At 72.4% G+C, this 14929-nt stretch carries 16 protein-coding genes; 7 read left to right on the top strand and 9 right to left on the bottom strand.

The window, feature by feature from the left end; all coding sequences use genetic code 11:
- Positions 1 to 13: 13 nt before the first annotated feature.
- Genes DP939_RS20625 through DP939_RS20595 form a run of 7 tightly spaced genes read right to left on the bottom strand, consistent with a single transcriptional unit; the run spans position 14 to position 6539 of the window.
- Positions 14 to 514, bottom strand: coding sequence for an HIT family protein (locus DP939_RS20625; RefSeq protein WP_113982362.1), 501 nt, complete (start codon positions 512 to 514; stop codon positions 14 to 16).
- Between the two features lie 40 nt (positions 515 to 554).
- On the bottom strand, positions 555 to 2186 hold the full coding sequence (locus DP939_RS20620) for an ABC transporter substrate-binding protein (RefSeq protein ID WP_113982361.1): 1632 nt from the start codon (positions 2184 to 2186) through the stop codon (positions 555 to 557).
- Positions 2187 to 2237: 51 nt separating this feature from the next.
- Positions 2238 to 3224, bottom strand: a complete 987-nt coding sequence (locus tag DP939_RS20615) for an ABC transporter ATP-binding protein (protein ID WP_113982360.1) — start codon at positions 3222 to 3224, stop codon at positions 2238 to 2240.
- On the bottom strand, positions 3221 to 4210 hold the full coding sequence (locus DP939_RS20610) for an ABC transporter ATP-binding protein (protein ID WP_113982359.1): 990 nt from the start codon (positions 4208 to 4210) through the stop codon (positions 3221 to 3223). The genes DP939_RS20615 and DP939_RS20610 overlap by 4 nt, the downstream gene beginning before the upstream one ends.
- On the bottom strand, positions 4207 to 5094 hold the full coding sequence (locus DP939_RS20605) for an ABC transporter permease (protein WP_113982358.1): 888 nt from the start codon (positions 5092 to 5094) through the stop codon (positions 4207 to 4209). The genes DP939_RS20610 and DP939_RS20605 overlap by 4 nt, the downstream gene beginning before the upstream one ends.
- A complete protein-coding gene (locus DP939_RS20600) occupies positions 5087 to 6025 on the bottom strand; it encodes an ABC transporter permease (protein WP_113982357.1) in 939 nt (312 codons plus the stop codon). The genes DP939_RS20605 and DP939_RS20600 overlap by 8 nt, the downstream gene beginning before the upstream one ends.
- Positions 6026 to 6047: 22 nt before the next feature.
- Positions 6048 to 6539: an HIT family protein gene (locus DP939_RS20595; protein WP_113982356.1), complete on the bottom strand. Its 492-nt coding sequence runs from the start codon at positions 6537 to 6539 to the stop codon at positions 6048 to 6050.
- Between the two features lie 167 nt (positions 6540 to 6706).
- Between DP939_RS20595 and DP939_RS20590 the strand changes: the two genes are divergently transcribed.
- Genes DP939_RS20590 through DP939_RS20565 form a run of 6 tightly spaced genes read left to right on the top strand, consistent with a single transcriptional unit; the run spans position 6707 to position 12359 of the window.
- The gene (locus DP939_RS20590) at positions 6707 to 8356 is read left to right on the top strand and encodes a class I adenylate-forming enzyme family protein (protein WP_113982355.1); all 1650 of its coding nucleotides are present in this window, start codon (positions 6707 to 6709) and stop codon (positions 8354 to 8356) included.
- Positions 8356 to 9540 (top strand): lipid-transfer protein, encoded by a 1185-nt coding sequence (locus DP939_RS20585; protein ID WP_113982354.1) that lies wholly within the window; start codon positions 8356 to 8358, stop codon positions 9538 to 9540. The genes DP939_RS20590 and DP939_RS20585 overlap by 1 nt, the downstream gene beginning before the upstream one ends.
- Before the next feature lie 4 nt (positions 9541 to 9544).
- Positions 9545 to 10003 (top strand): MaoC family dehydratase N-terminal domain-containing protein, encoded by a 459-nt coding sequence (locus tag DP939_RS20580; protein ID WP_199565293.1) that lies wholly within the window; start codon positions 9545 to 9547, stop codon positions 10001 to 10003.
- A complete protein-coding gene (locus DP939_RS20575; protein ID WP_113982353.1) occupies positions 10000 to 10398 on the top strand; it encodes a MaoC/PaaZ C-terminal domain-containing protein in 399 nt (132 codons plus the stop codon). Before DP939_RS20580 ends, DP939_RS20575 begins: the two co-directional genes overlap by 4 nt.
- A 30-nt stretch (positions 10399 to 10428) precedes the next feature.
- The gene (locus DP939_RS20570) at positions 10429 to 11256 is read left to right on the top strand and encodes an SDR family NAD(P)-dependent oxidoreductase (RefSeq protein ID WP_113982352.1); all 828 of its coding nucleotides are present in this window, start codon (positions 10429 to 10431) and stop codon (positions 11254 to 11256) included.
- Positions 11253 to 12359 carry a CaiB/BaiF CoA transferase family protein gene (locus tag DP939_RS20565; RefSeq protein WP_318656298.1) on the top strand — a complete coding sequence of 369 codons (1107 nt, stop codon included), beginning with the start codon at positions 11253 to 11255 and terminating at the stop codon, positions 12357 to 12359. The genes DP939_RS20570 and DP939_RS20565 overlap by 4 nt, the downstream gene beginning before the upstream one ends.
- A gap of 17 nt (positions 12360 to 12376) precedes the next feature.
- Here the strand turns inward: DP939_RS20565 and DP939_RS20560 are convergent, their stop codons facing one another.
- Positions 12377 to 13519 carry an acyl-CoA dehydrogenase family protein gene (locus DP939_RS20560; protein ID WP_113982350.1) on the bottom strand — a complete coding sequence of 381 codons (1143 nt, stop codon included), beginning with the start codon at positions 13517 to 13519 and terminating at the stop codon, positions 12377 to 12379.
- A gap of 134 nt (positions 13520 to 13653) precedes the next feature.
- On the opposite strand from DP939_RS20560, the gene DP939_RS20555 reads away from it, so the two are divergent.
- Complete coding sequence (locus DP939_RS20555; RefSeq protein WP_113982349.1) at positions 13654 to 14247, top strand: TetR/AcrR family transcriptional regulator; 594 nt, start codon at positions 13654 to 13656, stop codon at positions 14245 to 14247.
- Here DP939_RS20555 and DP939_RS48755 read toward each other — a convergent pair.
- On the bottom strand, positions 14189 to 14920 hold the full coding sequence (locus DP939_RS48755) for a (2Fe-2S)-binding protein (RefSeq protein WP_113982348.1): 732 nt from the start codon (positions 14918 to 14920) through the stop codon (positions 14189 to 14191). The genes DP939_RS20555 and DP939_RS48755 overlap by 59 nt on opposite strands.
- Positions 14921 to 14929: the final 9 nt, after the last annotated feature.

The following is a 14929-nucleotide window of genomic DNA, read 5'->3' as shown; positions in this document are numbered from 1 at the left end:
GGGGTATTGATCATCATTCGTCCCAGTGCCGCACGAGCGCGGAGCCGGGGGCGAGCAGTGCCCGCAGCTCCGCCGCGTCGGCCCGCCACTGCTCCTCGGGCAGGGCCGCGCCGACCGGGTCGAGCAGCGCGCCCGGCGCCACGTCGTCGGTGTAGCGGGCCACCACGTTGGTGTGCAGGTGCGGGGTCTGGTTGCCGAGTGTCAGGTAGTTGATCTTCAGGGCGGCGAAGTGCCGCTGGACGGCCGTGCCGACCAGCAGGACCTCCCGGCCGTAGCGGTCGGCGTCGCCGGGCGCCAGGTCGGCCGGCTCGGCGGCGTGGCCGTTCTTCCAGGCGACGACCGCGTAGCCGCGCTGGGCCGCGTGCCGCATCAGGTAAGCGTCGGAGACGCGGCCCGCGTAGACGCGGATCCGGTCGTCGGAGTCGCCCGGCGCGGGGGCGGAGCCGCACGCGCAGGCCCGGCCGTCCATCCGCTGGACGAAGTCGGCGGGCCAATTGGGGAAGGGCGCTATCATGGATTTATGTTATTCCGGATTAACTTTCCCCGCAAGCTTCTCACCTCGCTCGCCAGGCGGTCGTGACGTTCACGACGCCGCGCAGCAGCCCGAGCTCGCGCCCGCCGTCGGGGAGCGCCGGTTCGAGCAGTCCGCCCACGTCGGGCCTGGTCACCAGCGAGTACGGCGTGGCGTCCAGCCACACGAACGGCAGCGCGGTGTTCAGCCGCTCGTTCAGCGCCCGGTAGGCGGCCTGCCGCTCGGCCGCGCCGGTGGCCTGACGGCCCTCGGCGAGCGCGGCGTCGATCGCCTTGTCACGGTTGCGGGTGAAGTTCAGGGCGGGCTCGCCGTTGGGGGCGGCGCTGCCGGAGCTGAAGTAGAGCGCGTTCTGGTCCGGGTCGCCCGCGCCGAAGAACGCGCCGATGACCGCCTCGTAGCCGCCGCCCAGCAGCACCTCCCCGAAGTTGTCCTTGGACACCTGCACCGGCGCGCTCTCGATCCCGGCCTGCCGCCACATGCCCTGAATCAGGGAGAAGGCGGTGATGTCGCGGGGGGTGGTCTGGATCGTCACCTTGATCGGCGGCAGCGGGCCCCGCTCCCGCTCGTACTCCGCGACCAGGCGCTTGGCCCGCTCCACGTCGTACGCCGGGTACGGCGAGCCCGCGTGGTACGGCGAGCCGCGCTGGAACAGGCCGTCCATGACCGGGGCCAGCCCCTTGTCGATCACCTTGCTGTACTTCGTGGCGTCCGTGGCGCAGGCCAGCGCCTGCCGGACGCGCAGGTCGTTCAGGGGAGCGCGGGACACGTTCAGCGCGACCAGCGTGATGTCCTTCTGCCCGAACGTGGTGCTCAGGTCGTCGGCCAGCGTGAAGCCCTGCTCGCCGCGGAAGGCCGCGATCGTCTGGGCGTCCTGGGAGTGCAGGGCGTCGATGTCGCCGGCCCGCAGGGCGTTCTCCCTGGCCAGCGGGTCGGGGATGGGCCGGAACGTGACCTGGTCGAGATAGGGCAGGCCGCGCCGCCAGTACCGCTCGTTGCGGGTCAGGGTGAGATGGTCGTCGGCCTGCCACTCCTTGAACACGAACGGGCCGGACCCGACCGGATGCCGTGGGTCGCCGCCCTTGCCGATCGTCTTCGGCGAGGCCACGTACCCGAGCTGCGCGCCCGGATAGCCGGTCAGGTAGCTGTCGAAGGCCGACCACGGCTCCTTCATCTCGACGACCAGCGTGTGCTCGCCGGTCACCCGGGTCGCCTCGATCGGCCCGAGCAGCAGTCCGAGGAAGTCGTGGTCGCGCTGCGCGTCGAAGTTGGTCTTGACCGCGGCGGCGTCGAACGGCTCGCCGTCGTGGAAGGTCATCCCCGGCCGCAGCTCGATCGTCCAGCGGGTCGCCTCGCGGTTGGGGGTGATCGACCGGGCGGCGTACGGCCGGACCCGGCCCTGCGCGTCGAGCGCGGCCAGGCGGTCGAACACCGCGCGGGCGTAGACGTGGCCGGAGCGGTCGAACAGGGTGGCGGCCGGGTCCAGGCCGCCCGCCTCGCCCTGGGTGGCGAAGACCAGCCGGCCGCCGCGGCGCGGCGTGCCGGTGGCCCGGACGGCGGGCTTCGCGGCGGGCGCGGGGCCGCAGGCCGCCAGAAGCAGCCCGGCCCCGCCGTATGTCAGTAGTGTCCTCCGGCCGATGGGGTCGCGGGAAACCATCACTGTCGCTCCTTGAGCCACGGGTTGGAAATGGTGTTTCGATGGGGAGCGCTACGCGTGATGGCAGGCCACGTGCCGGCCCGGCCGTACCTCGCGGAGCTGGGGCTCTTCCGTGGCGCACCGGCCGGTGGCGAGCGGGCACCTGGTGCGGAAGCGGCACCCGGAGGGCGGCGCCAGCGGCGAGGGGAACTCACCGGCCAGCGCGGGATCGGACCCGGCGGGCCGGGCCGCCGGATCGGGCACGGGCACCGCGTCCAGCAGCGCCCGGGTGTAGGGGTGGGCCGGGGCCCGGTAGAGCTCTTCGGCGGGCGCGACCTCGCACAGCCGGCCGAGGTACATCACGGCCACCCGGTCGCTGACGTTCTTGACCACGCCGAGGTCGTGCGCGATGAACACCAGGGACAGGCCGAAGCGGGCCTTGGCGTCCTCCAGCAGGTTGAGGATCTGGGCCTGGACCGAGACGTCCAGCGCCGAGACCGGTTCGTCGCAGATGAGCAGTTTCGGATCGAGCACCAGCGCCCGCGCGATGCTGATCCGCTGGCACTGCCCCCCGGAGAACTCGTGCGGCCTGCGTCCGGCGACGGCGTCATAGTCCAGGCCGACGGCCTCGAACACCTCGCGGGCGCGGGCCGCGCGCTCCCGAGGGCCGCCCTCGTTCCAGATCGCCATCGGCTCGGTGACGATGTCGCCGACCCGCCGCCGGGGATTGAGCGACGAGATCGGGTCCTGGAAGATCATCTGGATCCGGCGGCGGGTGCGCCGCAGCTCCTCGCCGCGCAGCCCGGTGAGGTCGCGGCCCTCGAAGACCACCGACCCGGACGCGGGCGGCGGCATCAGCACGGCCGCCCGGCCCATGCTGGACTTGCCGCAGCCCGATTCGCCGACGATGCCCAGGGTCTCGCCGGGCAGCACGTCGAAGCTGACGTCCGACACGGCGTGGACCGTGCGGCCCCGCCCGGCGGGGAAGGTGACGACCAGGTGCTCCACCCGCAGCAGCGCCTCGCCGGGCGCGCGCAGGTGGGCCGTGCCCGCGGTCACGACTCGCCGCCGACCGGGTGCCAGCAGGCGTAGCGGTGCCGGGTGCCCGGGATCGTCCGCAGCGGCGGGGCCTCGCGCGCGCAGCGCGCCGCGGAGTATCGGCAGCGCGGCGCGAACGCGCAGCCCGGCCCCGGATTCACCAGGTCGGGAGGGCGCCCGGGGATGGCGGCCAGCCGGGTGTGCGGCGGGTCGGAGAGCTTGGGGATCGATTCCATCAGCGCCTCGGTGTAGGGCATCTTGGCGGCGGCGAACAGCCGCTCGGTGGGCGCCTGCTCCACGATCCGGCCCGCGTACATCACCGCGATCTCGTCGGTGCGCCCGGCTGCCACGCCCAGGTCGTGGGTGACCAGCAGCAGGCCCATCGACCGCCGGGCCCGCTGGGCGGCCAGCAGGGTGAGGATCTGGTCCTGGACCGTCACGTCCAGGGCGGTGGTCGGCTCGTCGGCGAGCACCAGGCCGGGATCGCAGGCCAGCGCCATGGCGATCATCACGCGCTGCCGCATGCCGCCGGAGAGCTGGTGCGGGTACTGCCGGGCGCGGCGTTCGACGTCGGGGATGCCGACCGAGCGCAGCAGCGTCACGCTGCGGCTGCGGGCCTCCGCGCGGCTCACCCGCCGGTGCAGCCGGATCGTCTCGCCGACCTGCCGCCCGATCCGGTGGACCGGGTTGAGCGAGGTCATCGGATCCTGGAACACCATGGCGATGTCGGCCCCGCGGCGGCGGCGCAGCTCGCGCTCGCCCATCACGGCCAGGTCTTCGCCCTTGTACAGGACGCTGCCCTGCCGGATGACGCCCTTGCGCGGCAGCAGCCCCATGATGGAACGGGCGAGCACCGTCTTGCCCGAGCCGGACTCGCCCAGGATCGCCAGGGTGCGGTCGCCCGCCAGCTCGAAGCTGACGCCGTCGACCGCGCGCACGATGCCGCGCGGGGTGTCGAAGTAGGTCTTCAGTCCGACGACCTTGAGCAGCGGGGCCTGGTCGGTCATGTGGCGTCCCCTTTGACGTCCAGCCGGTCGCGGAGCCGGTCACCTGCGAAGTTGAGGCCGAGCACGGTGAGGAACATGAACAGCGACGGCCACAGCGCGGTGCCCGGACTCTCGGCCAGCGTGTTGCGCCCTTCGGCGATCATGGCTCCCCAGCTCGGGGTGGGCGGCTGGACCGAGAGCCCGAGGTACGCCAGGCTGCCCTCGGCCACGATGGCGGTCGCCACCCACACCAGCGAGAGCGACAGCGCGACCGGGGCCACGTTGGGGATGATCTCCCGCAGGATGATCCGCCGGTTCTTCGCGCCGAGCATGCGCGCCGCCACGACGTACTCCCGCCCGGCGCACCCGATGGTCGCCCCGCGCACCACCATGGCGATCGGGGCCACCGAGACCAGCCCGATGGTCAGCGTGACGTTCTGGGGGCTCTGCCCGAGAAAGGTGACCACGGCCAGCGCCAGCACCAGCGCGGGGAACGCGAGCAGGCTGTTGGCCAGCGTGGTCACCACCGTGTCGGTCGCGCCGCGGCGGAAGCCCGCGATGAGCCCGAGCGTGCCGCCGACGACCAGGCCGAGCGTGATCGAGACGAACCCGGCCACCAGCGAGATCCGGGCCCCGTGGACGACCCTTGAGAAGAGGTCGCGGCCGAGTTCGTCGGTGCCGAGCAGGTGGGCGGCCGACGGGCCGAGCCCGGGGTCGCCGACGCCCACGGCGGCGGGGTCGGCGAGCGGCAGCAGCCCGGCGGTCGCGGCCAGCGCGATGACCAGGGTCACCCACCCCGCCGACAGCCAGAAGACCACGCCGAGCCCGCGCGCCCGAGCCGTCCTGCGGCCCTTGCGGGGCGCGCCGCCCGCGGCGGGCGAGGTCACGGAAAGCCCCTCAGCCATGGCGGGTCCTCGGGTCGAGCAGCGGGTAGATCAGGTCGGCCAGGAAGGTGACCAGGACGTAGGAGACGGCGATGACCAGGACGCAGGACTGCAGCACCAGGTAGTCGTGCTGGAAGATCGAGTTGACCGTGAGCTGCCCGATCCCGGGCAGCGCGAAGATCTGCTCGACCAGGATCGCGCCGCCGGTCAGCGCCCCGACGTGCAGCGCGACGACCGTCACCAGCGACAGCGAGGACGACCTGAGCGCGTGCCGCCACAGGATCGTCCCGGCCGGTACGCCCTTGGCCCGCGCCGTCGTGACGTGGTCCTGGCGCAGGGTGGCGATCATGTCGGCGCGCAGCGCCCGGACGTACACCGCGAGCGAGCCCAGCGCCAGCGTGAGCGCGGGCAGGAACAGCGAGCGCAGCGCCAGCGCCGGATCCTCGGCGAAGGAGGTGTAGCCGGTGGCCGGGAAGACGTTGAACGTCACCGCGAAGACGAAGACGAGCAGCACCCCCAGCATGAACGGCGGCACCGAGAGCGTGGCGAACGTGAACCCGGAGGCCAGCCGGTCCACCCAGCCGTTGGGCCGGTGGGCGGAGTAGACGCCGAGCGGCACCGCGATGGCCAGGGCCATCACCTGTGACACCGCGACGAGCTGGAGGGTGACCGGCAGGTGCTCGGAGATGGCCTGCGCGGTGGGGACGTGGTTGATGTAGGAACTGCCGAGGTCGCCGCGCAGGGCCGAGCCCAGCCACTCCAGGTAGCGGATGTGGACGGGCTGGTCGAGCGAGAGTTCGGCGGTCAGCCGGGCGACCGCCTCCTCGGTGGCCCGAAGGCCCAGGATTGCGTGCACCGGGTCGCCCGGCAGCAGGTTGAGCAGCAGGAACGTCAGCGCCGAGACGACGAACAGGACCACGGCGAGCTGAAGTGCCCTGGTGAGGATGAACACTTCCCCTCCTTCGCCGGCGGGCTCATCTGCCCCCGGCGCGCGCCAGGCGTCTGAGCGCGTCGATATCGGCCCGCTCGTCGCGGGCCGGTGGCCGGCCGTCGGCCGGCACGAACCGGCCGGGCAGGATGTCCTCGCCCGGCGCGATGTCCTCGGTGTCGGAATAACGCATGGTCACGCTCGTGTGCAGATGCGGGGCCTCGTTGCCGAGCGTCTGGAAGTTGAGCTTGAGCGGACGGTAGTGCGCCTGCATCGCGCGGGCGGCGATCAACGTCTCGGCGTTGAACGCCGCGGCCTCCTGCGGGGTGAGGTCGGTGGGCTCCACGACGTGGCGGCCCTGCCAGAGCACGACCGCCCAGCCGGGTTGCAGCGTGCCGAGCACCAGGTAGGCATCGCTCACCTCACCCGCGAAGAACCGCGCCAGCGGCGGGTCGGCCGACTCCTCGAAACGTCCGGCGGCGCAGGCGGGGCAGTCCGCGCCAGAGATCCGATCCTGCCAGTTCGACGGCCAGCCCATGGCTTCTCCCTCGGGCCTGCGCAACGCGTTTGTTACGCTGAATTAACTTACTGTGGGTGACGTTACAGAGGGCCCGAGGGTGCGTCAAGGAGTCGGCCGAGGTGCTTGACGAGCCGCCTCCAGGCGGCGTAATAAATACATACTGAGCAGTTAACAATGATGGGCCGATGAAGGCCGTCATCGCTGCTCGCACCACCCCCGAAGGGACCAAGCCCATGATCGACCCGGCTACGACGTTGCGGGAGACGGTCTCCGCGCACGGCGACGCGCTCGCGGTGGTCTGCGACGAGCGGCGCCAGACATACGCCGAGATGTACGACAGGGCGTGCCGGCTGGCGAACGCGTTGCGTGACGCCGGGATCAAGCCGGGCGACCGGGTCGCCGTGCTGGCCGACAACGACCTCGAATCGATCGAGATCATCGCCGGGCTCGCACTGGGCGGCTACGTCATCTGCCCCCTCTACACCCACCAGACGGCCGAGGGGAACGCGTACCTGCTGGACCTCATCGAGGCCACGGCGCTGATCATCCAGGAGCGCCACCACACCGCGCTCGCCCCCCTGCTCGGCACCGCGCCCGGCCTGCGGCTGACGGTGGTCATCGGGGAGGAGACGGCCGCTCCGCGCTATTCCGAGCTGCTGGCCGCAGCCTCGGCCGAGGACCCCATGGTGCCGCTCAAGCCGGACGCCACGCACGTGATCCGCTTCTCGGCGGGCACCACCGGCCGTCCCAAGGGCATCGTCCACGACGTCAAGGGCTGGATGGCGATGGGCGACCTGTGGCGGGCCGCCTGGGGCAGGCACTGGAGCCCCACCGACCGCTACCTCGCGCCGGGCCCGATCAGCCACGCCACGGGCCTGCTCGTGTGGCCGGTCATCGAGGGCGGCGCGGGCGTGGTCGTGATGCGCGGCTTCGACCCCGGCCGCTTCCTCGAACTCGCCGAGCGGGAGCGCGCCACCGTGACGCTGCTGGTCCCGACGATGGTCCAGATGGTCCTCGGGCATCCCGACGTCGGGCGGCGGGACGTCTCCAGCATGCACACGATCTTCTACGGCGCCGCCCCGATGCCCCGGCCCACGCTGGTCAAGGCCCTTTCGGTGTGGGGCCCGATCATGTACCAGGCGTACGGCCAGAGCGAGGCGCTGCCGATCTCGATCCTGCGGCCCGAGCACCACATCCTCGAAGGCACCGAGGAGGAGATCGGCCGGCTGCGCTCGGCGGGGCGGCCCTGCCCCGGGGCGGAGGTGCGCATCGCCGACGACGAGGGCGGCGACGTGCCGACGGGCGAGATCGGCGAGATCGTCGTACGCACCCCCGGGGCCATGTCCGGCCTCTGGAAGGACCCTGCGGGGACGGCCGCGCGCCTCACCCCCGACGGCTACATGCGCACCAGGGACATGGGGTACCTGTCGCCGAACGGCTTCCTGTACCTGACCGACCGCAAGGACGACATGATCATCTCCGGCGGGTTCAACATCTGGCCCGCCGAACTGGAGAGCGCCCTGCTCGGCCACCCGGCCGTCCGCGAGGCCACCGTCGTCGGCGTGCCCCACGAGAAGTGGGGCGAGACGCCGCACGCCATCGTCGTCCTCGGCGAGGGCGACGGGGACACGGCGACCGAGACCGACCTTATCGACTTCATGCGCACGGCCGTGGGCTCCACCAAGAAGCCCACGGCCGTCCATTTCGCCGGCGAGCTGCCGAAGACCCCTCTCGGCAAGGTGCTGCGGCGGGCCGCGCGCGAGGCGCACTGCGCCGGATGCGGCGGTTCGCCCTCGACCGGCGGCACGACCCCCTCAACAGATCGGAGTGCTTGATGAATCGGCGAGTGTGCGTGGCGGGGGTGGGCATGGTCCCGTTCTCCACGCCCAGCAAGGGCAAGACCTACGAGGAGATGGGCGAGGCGGCGATCAGGGCCGCCCTGGCCGACTCCAAGGTCGACTACGCCAAGGTGGCCCAGGCGTACGCGGGGTTCGCCTACGGCGACTCCACCAGCGGCCAGAAGGCCCTCTACCGTGTCGGCCTGACCGGCATCCCCGTCATCAACGTCAACAACAACTGCTCGACCGGCTCCTCGGCGCTGTGGCTGGCCCGGCAGGCGGTGGCCAGCGGCACGGCCGAGTGCGTGCTGGCGTTCGGCTTCGAGCAGATGCAGCGCGGCGCGCTCAAGCCGATGTGGGACGACCGGCCCAGCGTGCTGGAGCGGTTCGACGGCGTGGTGAGCGCCGTCTGCGACATGGACGACAACGTGCCCATGGCCGCCCGCTACTTCGGCGCGGCCGGTCTTGAGTACATGTCGAAGTACGGCGCCAAGGCCGAGACGTTCGGCGCGATCGCCGTCAAGGCCCGCAAGCACGCCGCGGGCAACCCCTACGCGGTGTTCCGCGACCCGCTCACCCTGGAAGAGGTGATGGGCTCCCCGCACATCTTCGGGCCGCTGACCCGCTTCCAGTGCTGCCCGCCCACCTGCGGGGCCGCCGCCGCCGTGGTGTGCAGCGAGGAGTTCGCCCGCGCCAACGGCCTGCCCGCCGACGTGGTGATCAGGGCGCAGGCGCTGACCACCGACACCCCCGACAGCTTCGAGGGCGACCTCGCCAAGCTGGTCGGGACGGGCATGGCCAAGGAGGCCGCGCGCCGGGTGTACGAGGAGTCCGGGGTGGCCCCGACCGACATCCCGGTGGTGGAGCTGCACGACTGCTTCACGGTCAACGAGCTGCTGACGTACGAGGTGCTGGGCCTGACGCCGGAGGGCACCGCGGAGAAGTTCGTGGCCGACGGCGACAACACCTACGGCGGGCAGGTGGTCACCAACCCGTCCGGCGGGCTGCTGTCCAAGGGCCACCCGCTGGGCGCCACCGGGCTCGCGCAGTGCGCCGAGCTGGTGTGGCAGCTGCGCGACCAGGCCGGTCCGCGCCAGGTCGAGAACGCCACGCTGGCCCTCCAGCACAACGTGGGACTGGGCGGCGCGGCCGTCGTCACGCTGTACGAGAAGGTGGGCTGAGCGCGTGCCCATCGATCCCGAGGCGGCCAAGGCGCTGCGATTCGCGCCGCTGACCATTGACCTCGAACGCGGGCGGCTGCGGTTCTTCGCCAAGGCCACCGGCCAGACCGACCCGGTCTACCACGACCTGGACGCCGCCCGCCAGGCCGGCCACCCGGACCTCCCGGTGCCGCCGACCTTCTTCTTCGGCCTGGACCTCGAAGGCCCCGACGCCCTGCGCTACCTGCGCGAGCTGGACGTGGACATGGGCCGGGTGCTGCACGGAGAGCAGTCCTTCGTCTACCACTCCCTGGCCTACGCGGGGGAGACCCTGACCGTCCGTCCCAGGATCATCGACGTGTACGCCAAGCGGGGCGGCGCGCTGGAGTTCCTGGTCAAGCGGAACGAGATCACCCGCGACGGCGAACCCGTCGCGGAGGCGACCATGACGCTCGTCGTACGCAACCCGGGGGCCGCGGGATGACCACCACCGTACTTTCCGTGGGCACCGAACTCCCGCCGCTGCACATCGAGCCGATCTCCCGTGCCACGCTCGCGCTGTTCGCCGGGGCCTCGGGCGACCACGTGCCGCTGCACATCGACATCGACGTCGCCCGCGCCGCGGGCCTGGAGGACGTCTTCGCGCACGGCATGCTCTCCATGGCCTACCTGGGCCGGCTGCTCACCGGCTGGGTGCCGCAGCACCGGATCCGCTCCTACCAGGTCCGGTTCGCCGCGATCACCCCCGTCCACGCGAGCCCGGTCTGCACCGGCCGCGTGACCGCCGTCGCCGAGGGCCTGGCCACCGTGGAGCTGGCCGTCACGCTCGCCGACGGCACGATCACCCTCACCGGCGAAGCGGTCATCGACCTCCGCTGAGCACACCTTCAGAAAGGACGCCGCAAGCCCATGGGAAAGCTGGACAACAAGGTCGCCGTCGTCACCGGCTCAGGCCGGGGCATCGGCCGTGAGGTCGCCCGCAAACTGGCCGCCGACGGGGCCGCCGTCGTCGTCAACGACCTGGACGAGGGACCGGCCAAGGAGACCGTCGAGATCATCGAGGCCGACGGCGGCAGGGCGCTCGCCTGCGCGGGCAGCGTGGTCGAGGAGGGCTTCGCCGAGCGGTTCGTCCAGACCGCGGTGAACGGCTTCGGCGGCCTGGACATCGTGGTCAACAACGCGGGCTACACCTGGGACACGGTCATCCAGAAGATGACCGACGAGCAGTGGGACGCCATCCTCGACGTCCACCTCAAGGCCCCGTTCCGCATCCTGCGGGCCGCGCAGCCGGTGATCGCCGCCGCGGTGAAGGCCGCCCGCGCGGCGGGGGAGCCGGTGCCCTGCCGCAAGGTCGTCAACATCTCCTCGGTGGCCGGGCTCAGCGGCAACCCCGGGCAGGCCAACTACGCCGCGGCCAAGGCCGGGGTGACCGGGCTGACCAAGACCCTCGCCAAGGAGTGGGGCCGCTACAACGTCACCGTCAACTCGGTGGCCTTCGGCTGGATCAAGACCCGGATGACCGACGTGAGCGCGGGGGAGGGGACCATCACCGTCGAAGGCCGGCAGATCAAGGTCGGAGTCAACCCCGAGCTGCTGGAGGCGATGCGGACCATGATCCCGCTCGGCCGGGCGGGCACGCCGCAGGAGGCGGCGGGCGCGGTGTACCTGCTGTGCGCGCCGGAGTCCGACTACGTCAGCGGCCAGACGCTGGTGTGCGGCGGTGGCTTCGCGCTGTGACCACTACTTCCGTCCACGGACCGCTCGGCGGTATGCGGGTGCTGGAGATCGCCGGGCTGGGCCCCGGGCCGTTCTGCGGGATGCTGCTGGCCGACCTGGGTGCCGACGTGGTCCGGGTGGACCGGCCCGGCGGGGGCTTCGGGTTCGTCCCCGCCGGGCTGGATCTGCTCAACCGCGGCAAGCGGTCCATCGTGGCGGACCTCGGCGAGCCGGCCGGCGTCGAACTGACGCTGGCCCTCGCCGAACGGGCCGACGTGATGTTCGAGGGGTTCCGGCCAGGAGTGGCCGAACGGCTCGGCATCGGCCCGGACGTCTGCCTGAGCAGGCGTCCGGGCCTGGTGTACGGGCGGATGACGGGCTGGGGACAGCGGGGGCCGCTGGCCCGCACCGCCGGTCACGACATCGACTACATCGCGCTGTCCGGTCCGCTGCACGCCATCGGGCCCGAGGGCGGGCCGCCGCAGATCCCGCTGGGTCTGGTGGGCGATTTCGCCGGAGGCGTCTACCTGGCCGTGGGGCTGCTCGCCGCCCTGCGTGAGGCGCAGGTCAGCGGGCGCGGCCAGGTCGTGGACGCCGCGATCGTGGACAGCGCGGCGCACCTGATGACGATGTTCCACAGCCTGCTCGCGGCGGGTGCGTGGCGGGACGAGCGGGGCGTCAACCTCGGCGACGGGGCGGCCCCCTTCTACGGCGTCCACGCCACCTCGGACGGCGAGTACATGGCCGTCGGCGCGCTGGAACCGGCGTTCTTCCGGGAGTTCGCGGCGCGCCTCGGCCTGGGCGACGCCGGCCACCTGAACCACCTGGACCCGGCGACCTGGCCGGAGCTGCGTTCGCGGATCTCGGCCGCGTTCGCCACCCGCACCCGCGATGAGTGGGTGGAGGTCTTCGCGGACGGCGACGCCTGCGTGGCCCCGGTGCTCGGGATGCGGGAGGCGGCCCGGCATCCGCACCTGGCGGAGCGGGAGACGTTCATCGACGTCGACGGCGTCACCCAGCCCGCGCCCGCGCCGCGCTTCTCCCGTACGCCGGGATCGGTGCGCCGCGGGCCGTGCCTGCCGGGCCAGGACGCCGAGGAGATCGTCCGCGACTGGCTGGGCTGAACGGGTACACCGGCTCGCTAGCCGGTGTACTCCCGTCCGATCAGCTCCCGGGCGATGACCAGCTTCTGGATCTGCGGCGTGCCGTCGCCGATCTGGAGGCCGCTCACGTCCAGCAGCAACTGCTGGAGCGGCATCTCGTTGGACCAGCCGGTGTGCCCGTGGATCACGATGCAGTCGTTGACCGCCTGGACGGCCAGCTGCGGGGCCCACCACTTGCACATGGACGCCTCGCGGCTGTGCCGCTCACCGGCCGCCCGCAGCGCCAGGCTGCGGTAGGACAGCAGGCGGGCGGCCTCCAGCCGGGTCTCGTGCTCGGCCAGCGTGAACGACACGCCCTGGTGCCGGGCGATGGGCACCCCGAACGCCTCGCGCCGCCGCACCCACTCGACGGTCTCGTCCATCGCCCGGCGGGCCAGGCCCACGCACATCAGCCCGATCAGGGTCCGCATGAAGTCGAGGTCGGCGAGCTGCGCCGACAGGCCGCTGCGGGGGCCGCCGATCTCGTGGTCGGCCGGGACGAACGTGCCGTCGAAGCCGAGCGCGGCCCGGCCCAGCGGGCGGAAGCCCGGGTCCTGGAACTGCTGCCGCGCGATGTCCGGCCCGCCCAGGGGGACGAGGAAACGCCGGGTCTTGGGGCCGTCGCCCTCGGCGCGGGCCACGACGATGGCGTGCTCGGCCCACATGCCGAGGGTCACCGAGGTCTTCTCGCCGAACAGCCGGTAGCCGCCGTCGGCGGGGCGGGCGGTGACCGACATGCCGGTGAGGTCCGAGCCGCCGCCGGGCTCGGTCAGCGCGAGCGCCATCACGCTCTGGCCGCTGATCAGCGACCTGAGCACCGGCTCGCCGACGTGGCGCGGCAGGCCGTCCCACAGGCAGGACGGCAGCGCGGAGGTCTGCGCCACCAGGCTGGCCAGCGCGATGTCGGCCCTGGCCAGTTGCTCGACGGCGATCCCCACGCTGATCGGGTCGGCGCCCTGGCCCCCCGCGGCCTCCGGCAGCCCCAGCCCGAGCAGGCCGGCCTCGCCGAGCTTGGCCACCTCCGCCCGGCACGGCTCGTCGGACGTGGCGCGGGCAAGGTAGCCGTCGTAGAACTCCTTGCGCGCGATGTCCGCGACGGCCCGCTCGAACTCCGCGTGCTCCGACGTGAACGTGAACGGCATCGACGTGCTCCCTCCAGTGGTACGGCATTCGTAACAATACTGACTGGCTAGTTAAGTTTCTAGACCGCCGGGGCATACTGACCGGGCAGTTAGCTATGCTGGCCCCCGCGACGGGACCAAGGTGAGGAGCGGTGATGGCGAGAGCCCGGGCGACCGACGAGGGCGCGCTGATCCGCGCGGCGGCCAAGGTCTTCCGCGCCAAGGGCTACCGCAACACCACCATCGACGACATCGCCGACGCGGCGGGCATCTCCCGGCCGACCGTCTACTCCTACGCCAAGAGCAAGCGCTGGCTGCTCGACCGCATCGTGCGCGACCTGCTCGACGACCACGACGCCCGGCTCCGGGCCGACCGCGAGACCGGCCTGACCCCGCACGACCGGCTGCGCGCGGTGATCAACACCCACGTGACCTCGGCGATCGTCAACCGCACGTTCTACTCCATCCTGTTCAGCGAGCAGAGCGAGCTGTCCCCGGCCGTGCACCGGCGCTTCCGGCAGTGGGCGCACCGGACCACCACCGACTTCCGCGACCTGCTGGAGAGTGTCCTCGACGAATCCGCCCTGGCCGCGGGCCTGGACCCGGGCATCGCGGCCAACCTGATCGTCACCATGCTCACCGACATCTACCGCTGGTACGACCCCAAGGGCCCGATCAAGCCCGAGCAGCTCACCGAGCAGATCCTGCTGGTGGTCGGCGGCGTGCTGCGCCCGGCCGAGGTCGCCTGAGCGCCGGTTCGCCGGGCAGCGCGCAGTCGCCGCACTTGGTTCCGCCGGGCGCCCGGTAGTAGAGGCAGCAGGTGGTCCGCCGGAAGTCCAGCCCCGGTGTGGTGATCACGCCCTTCCCGGCCAGCCCGCCGCGGGCCAGCAGGGCGGTGGTCAGCCGGGTCGCGGGGGCGGTGAGGTCCGGGCGGGCGGCCACCACGGCGCGGGCCGCCTCGGCCAGGGCGGAGGCGGCGTTGCCGTACAGCAGCCCGGGGGCGACCTTGACCCGCAGGCCCGCCGCCAGCGGCTCCAGGTGGTCGCGCACGACCATGTCGTACAGCAGGTCCGCGGCCTGTTCCGGAGGTCCGGCCGGGCGGCGGGCGAGGACCGGCAGGCGCAGCGCGGGCCCGTCGTCGGCGCGGTCCAGGCGGCTCAGGTCGGGGACCACGCCGTGCGCGAGCGCCGTGCCGAGCACCGGCGACCACAGCCGGGCGGCGTGCCCGAGCTGCGCGATCGACGCGCCGACGCGCAACTCGCGCGTGTCGTACCTGGCGGCGGTGGCCGCCACCAGGTCGGCGAACCCGCGCGCGTAGTCCTCGCGCACGTTGTGCCAGCCGGCGTCGTCGCCGCCGAGCCGGAGGGCGAAGAACGTCCCGTATCCGGCCACATCCGCCAGGGCCGCGCGCAGGGATTCCATGCCGATGAC

The organism is Spongiactinospora rosea (assembly GCF_003315795.1).
Classification (GTDB): domain Bacteria; phylum Actinomycetota; class Actinomycetes; order Streptosporangiales; family Streptosporangiaceae; genus Spongiactinospora; species Spongiactinospora rosea.
The sequence above is the reverse complement of the archived record's forward strand: the minus strand, read 5'-3'. Positions and strand labels throughout refer to the sequence as shown.

What these genes read in the sequence shown, in the direction of transcription:
- DP939_RS20625 (WP_113982362.1), bottom strand. Translation starts at nt 514, where the DNA reads ATGATAGCGCCCTTCCCCAATTGGCCCGCCGACTTCGTCCAGCGGATG.
- DP939_RS20620 (WP_113982361.1), bottom strand. Translation starts at nt 2,186, where the DNA reads ATGGTTTCCCGCGACCCCATCGGCCGGAGGACACTACTGACATACGGC.
- DP939_RS20610 (WP_113982359.1), bottom strand. Translation starts at nt 4,210, where the DNA reads ATGACCGACCAGGCCCCGCTGCTCAAGGTCGTCGGACTGAAGACCTAC.
- DP939_RS20605 (WP_113982358.1), bottom strand. Translation starts at nt 5,094, where the DNA reads ATGGCTGAGGGGCTTTCCGTGACCTCGCCCGCCGCGGGCGGCGCGCCC.
- DP939_RS20595 (WP_113982356.1), bottom strand. Translation starts at nt 6,539, where the DNA reads ATGGGCTGGCCGTCGAACTGGCAGGATCGGATCTCTGGCGCGGACTGC.
- DP939_RS20590 (WP_113982355.1), top strand. Translation starts at nt 6,707, where the DNA reads ATGAAGGCCGTCATCGCTGCTCGCACCACCCCCGAAGGGACCAAGCCC.
- DP939_RS20585 (WP_113982354.1), top strand. Translation starts at nt 8,356, where the DNA reads ATGAATCGGCGAGTGTGCGTGGCGGGGGTGGGCATGGTCCCGTTCTCC.
- DP939_RS20575 (WP_113982353.1), top strand. Translation starts at nt 10,000, where the DNA reads ATGACCACCACCGTACTTTCCGTGGGCACCGAACTCCCGCCGCTGCAC.
- DP939_RS20570 (WP_113982352.1), top strand. Translation starts at nt 10,429, where the DNA reads ATGGGAAAGCTGGACAACAAGGTCGCCGTCGTCACCGGCTCAGGCCGG.
- DP939_RS20560 (WP_113982350.1), bottom strand. Translation starts at nt 13,519, where the DNA reads ATGCCGTTCACGTTCACGTCGGAGCACGCGGAGTTCGAGCGGGCCGTC.
- DP939_RS20555 (WP_113982349.1), top strand. Translation starts at nt 13,654, where the DNA reads ATGGCGAGAGCCCGGGCGACCGACGAGGGCGCGCTGATCCGCGCGGCG.
- DP939_RS48755 (WP_113982348.1), bottom strand. Translation starts at nt 14,920, where the DNA reads ATGGAATCCCTGCGCGCGGCCCTGGCGGATGTGGCCGGATACGGGACG.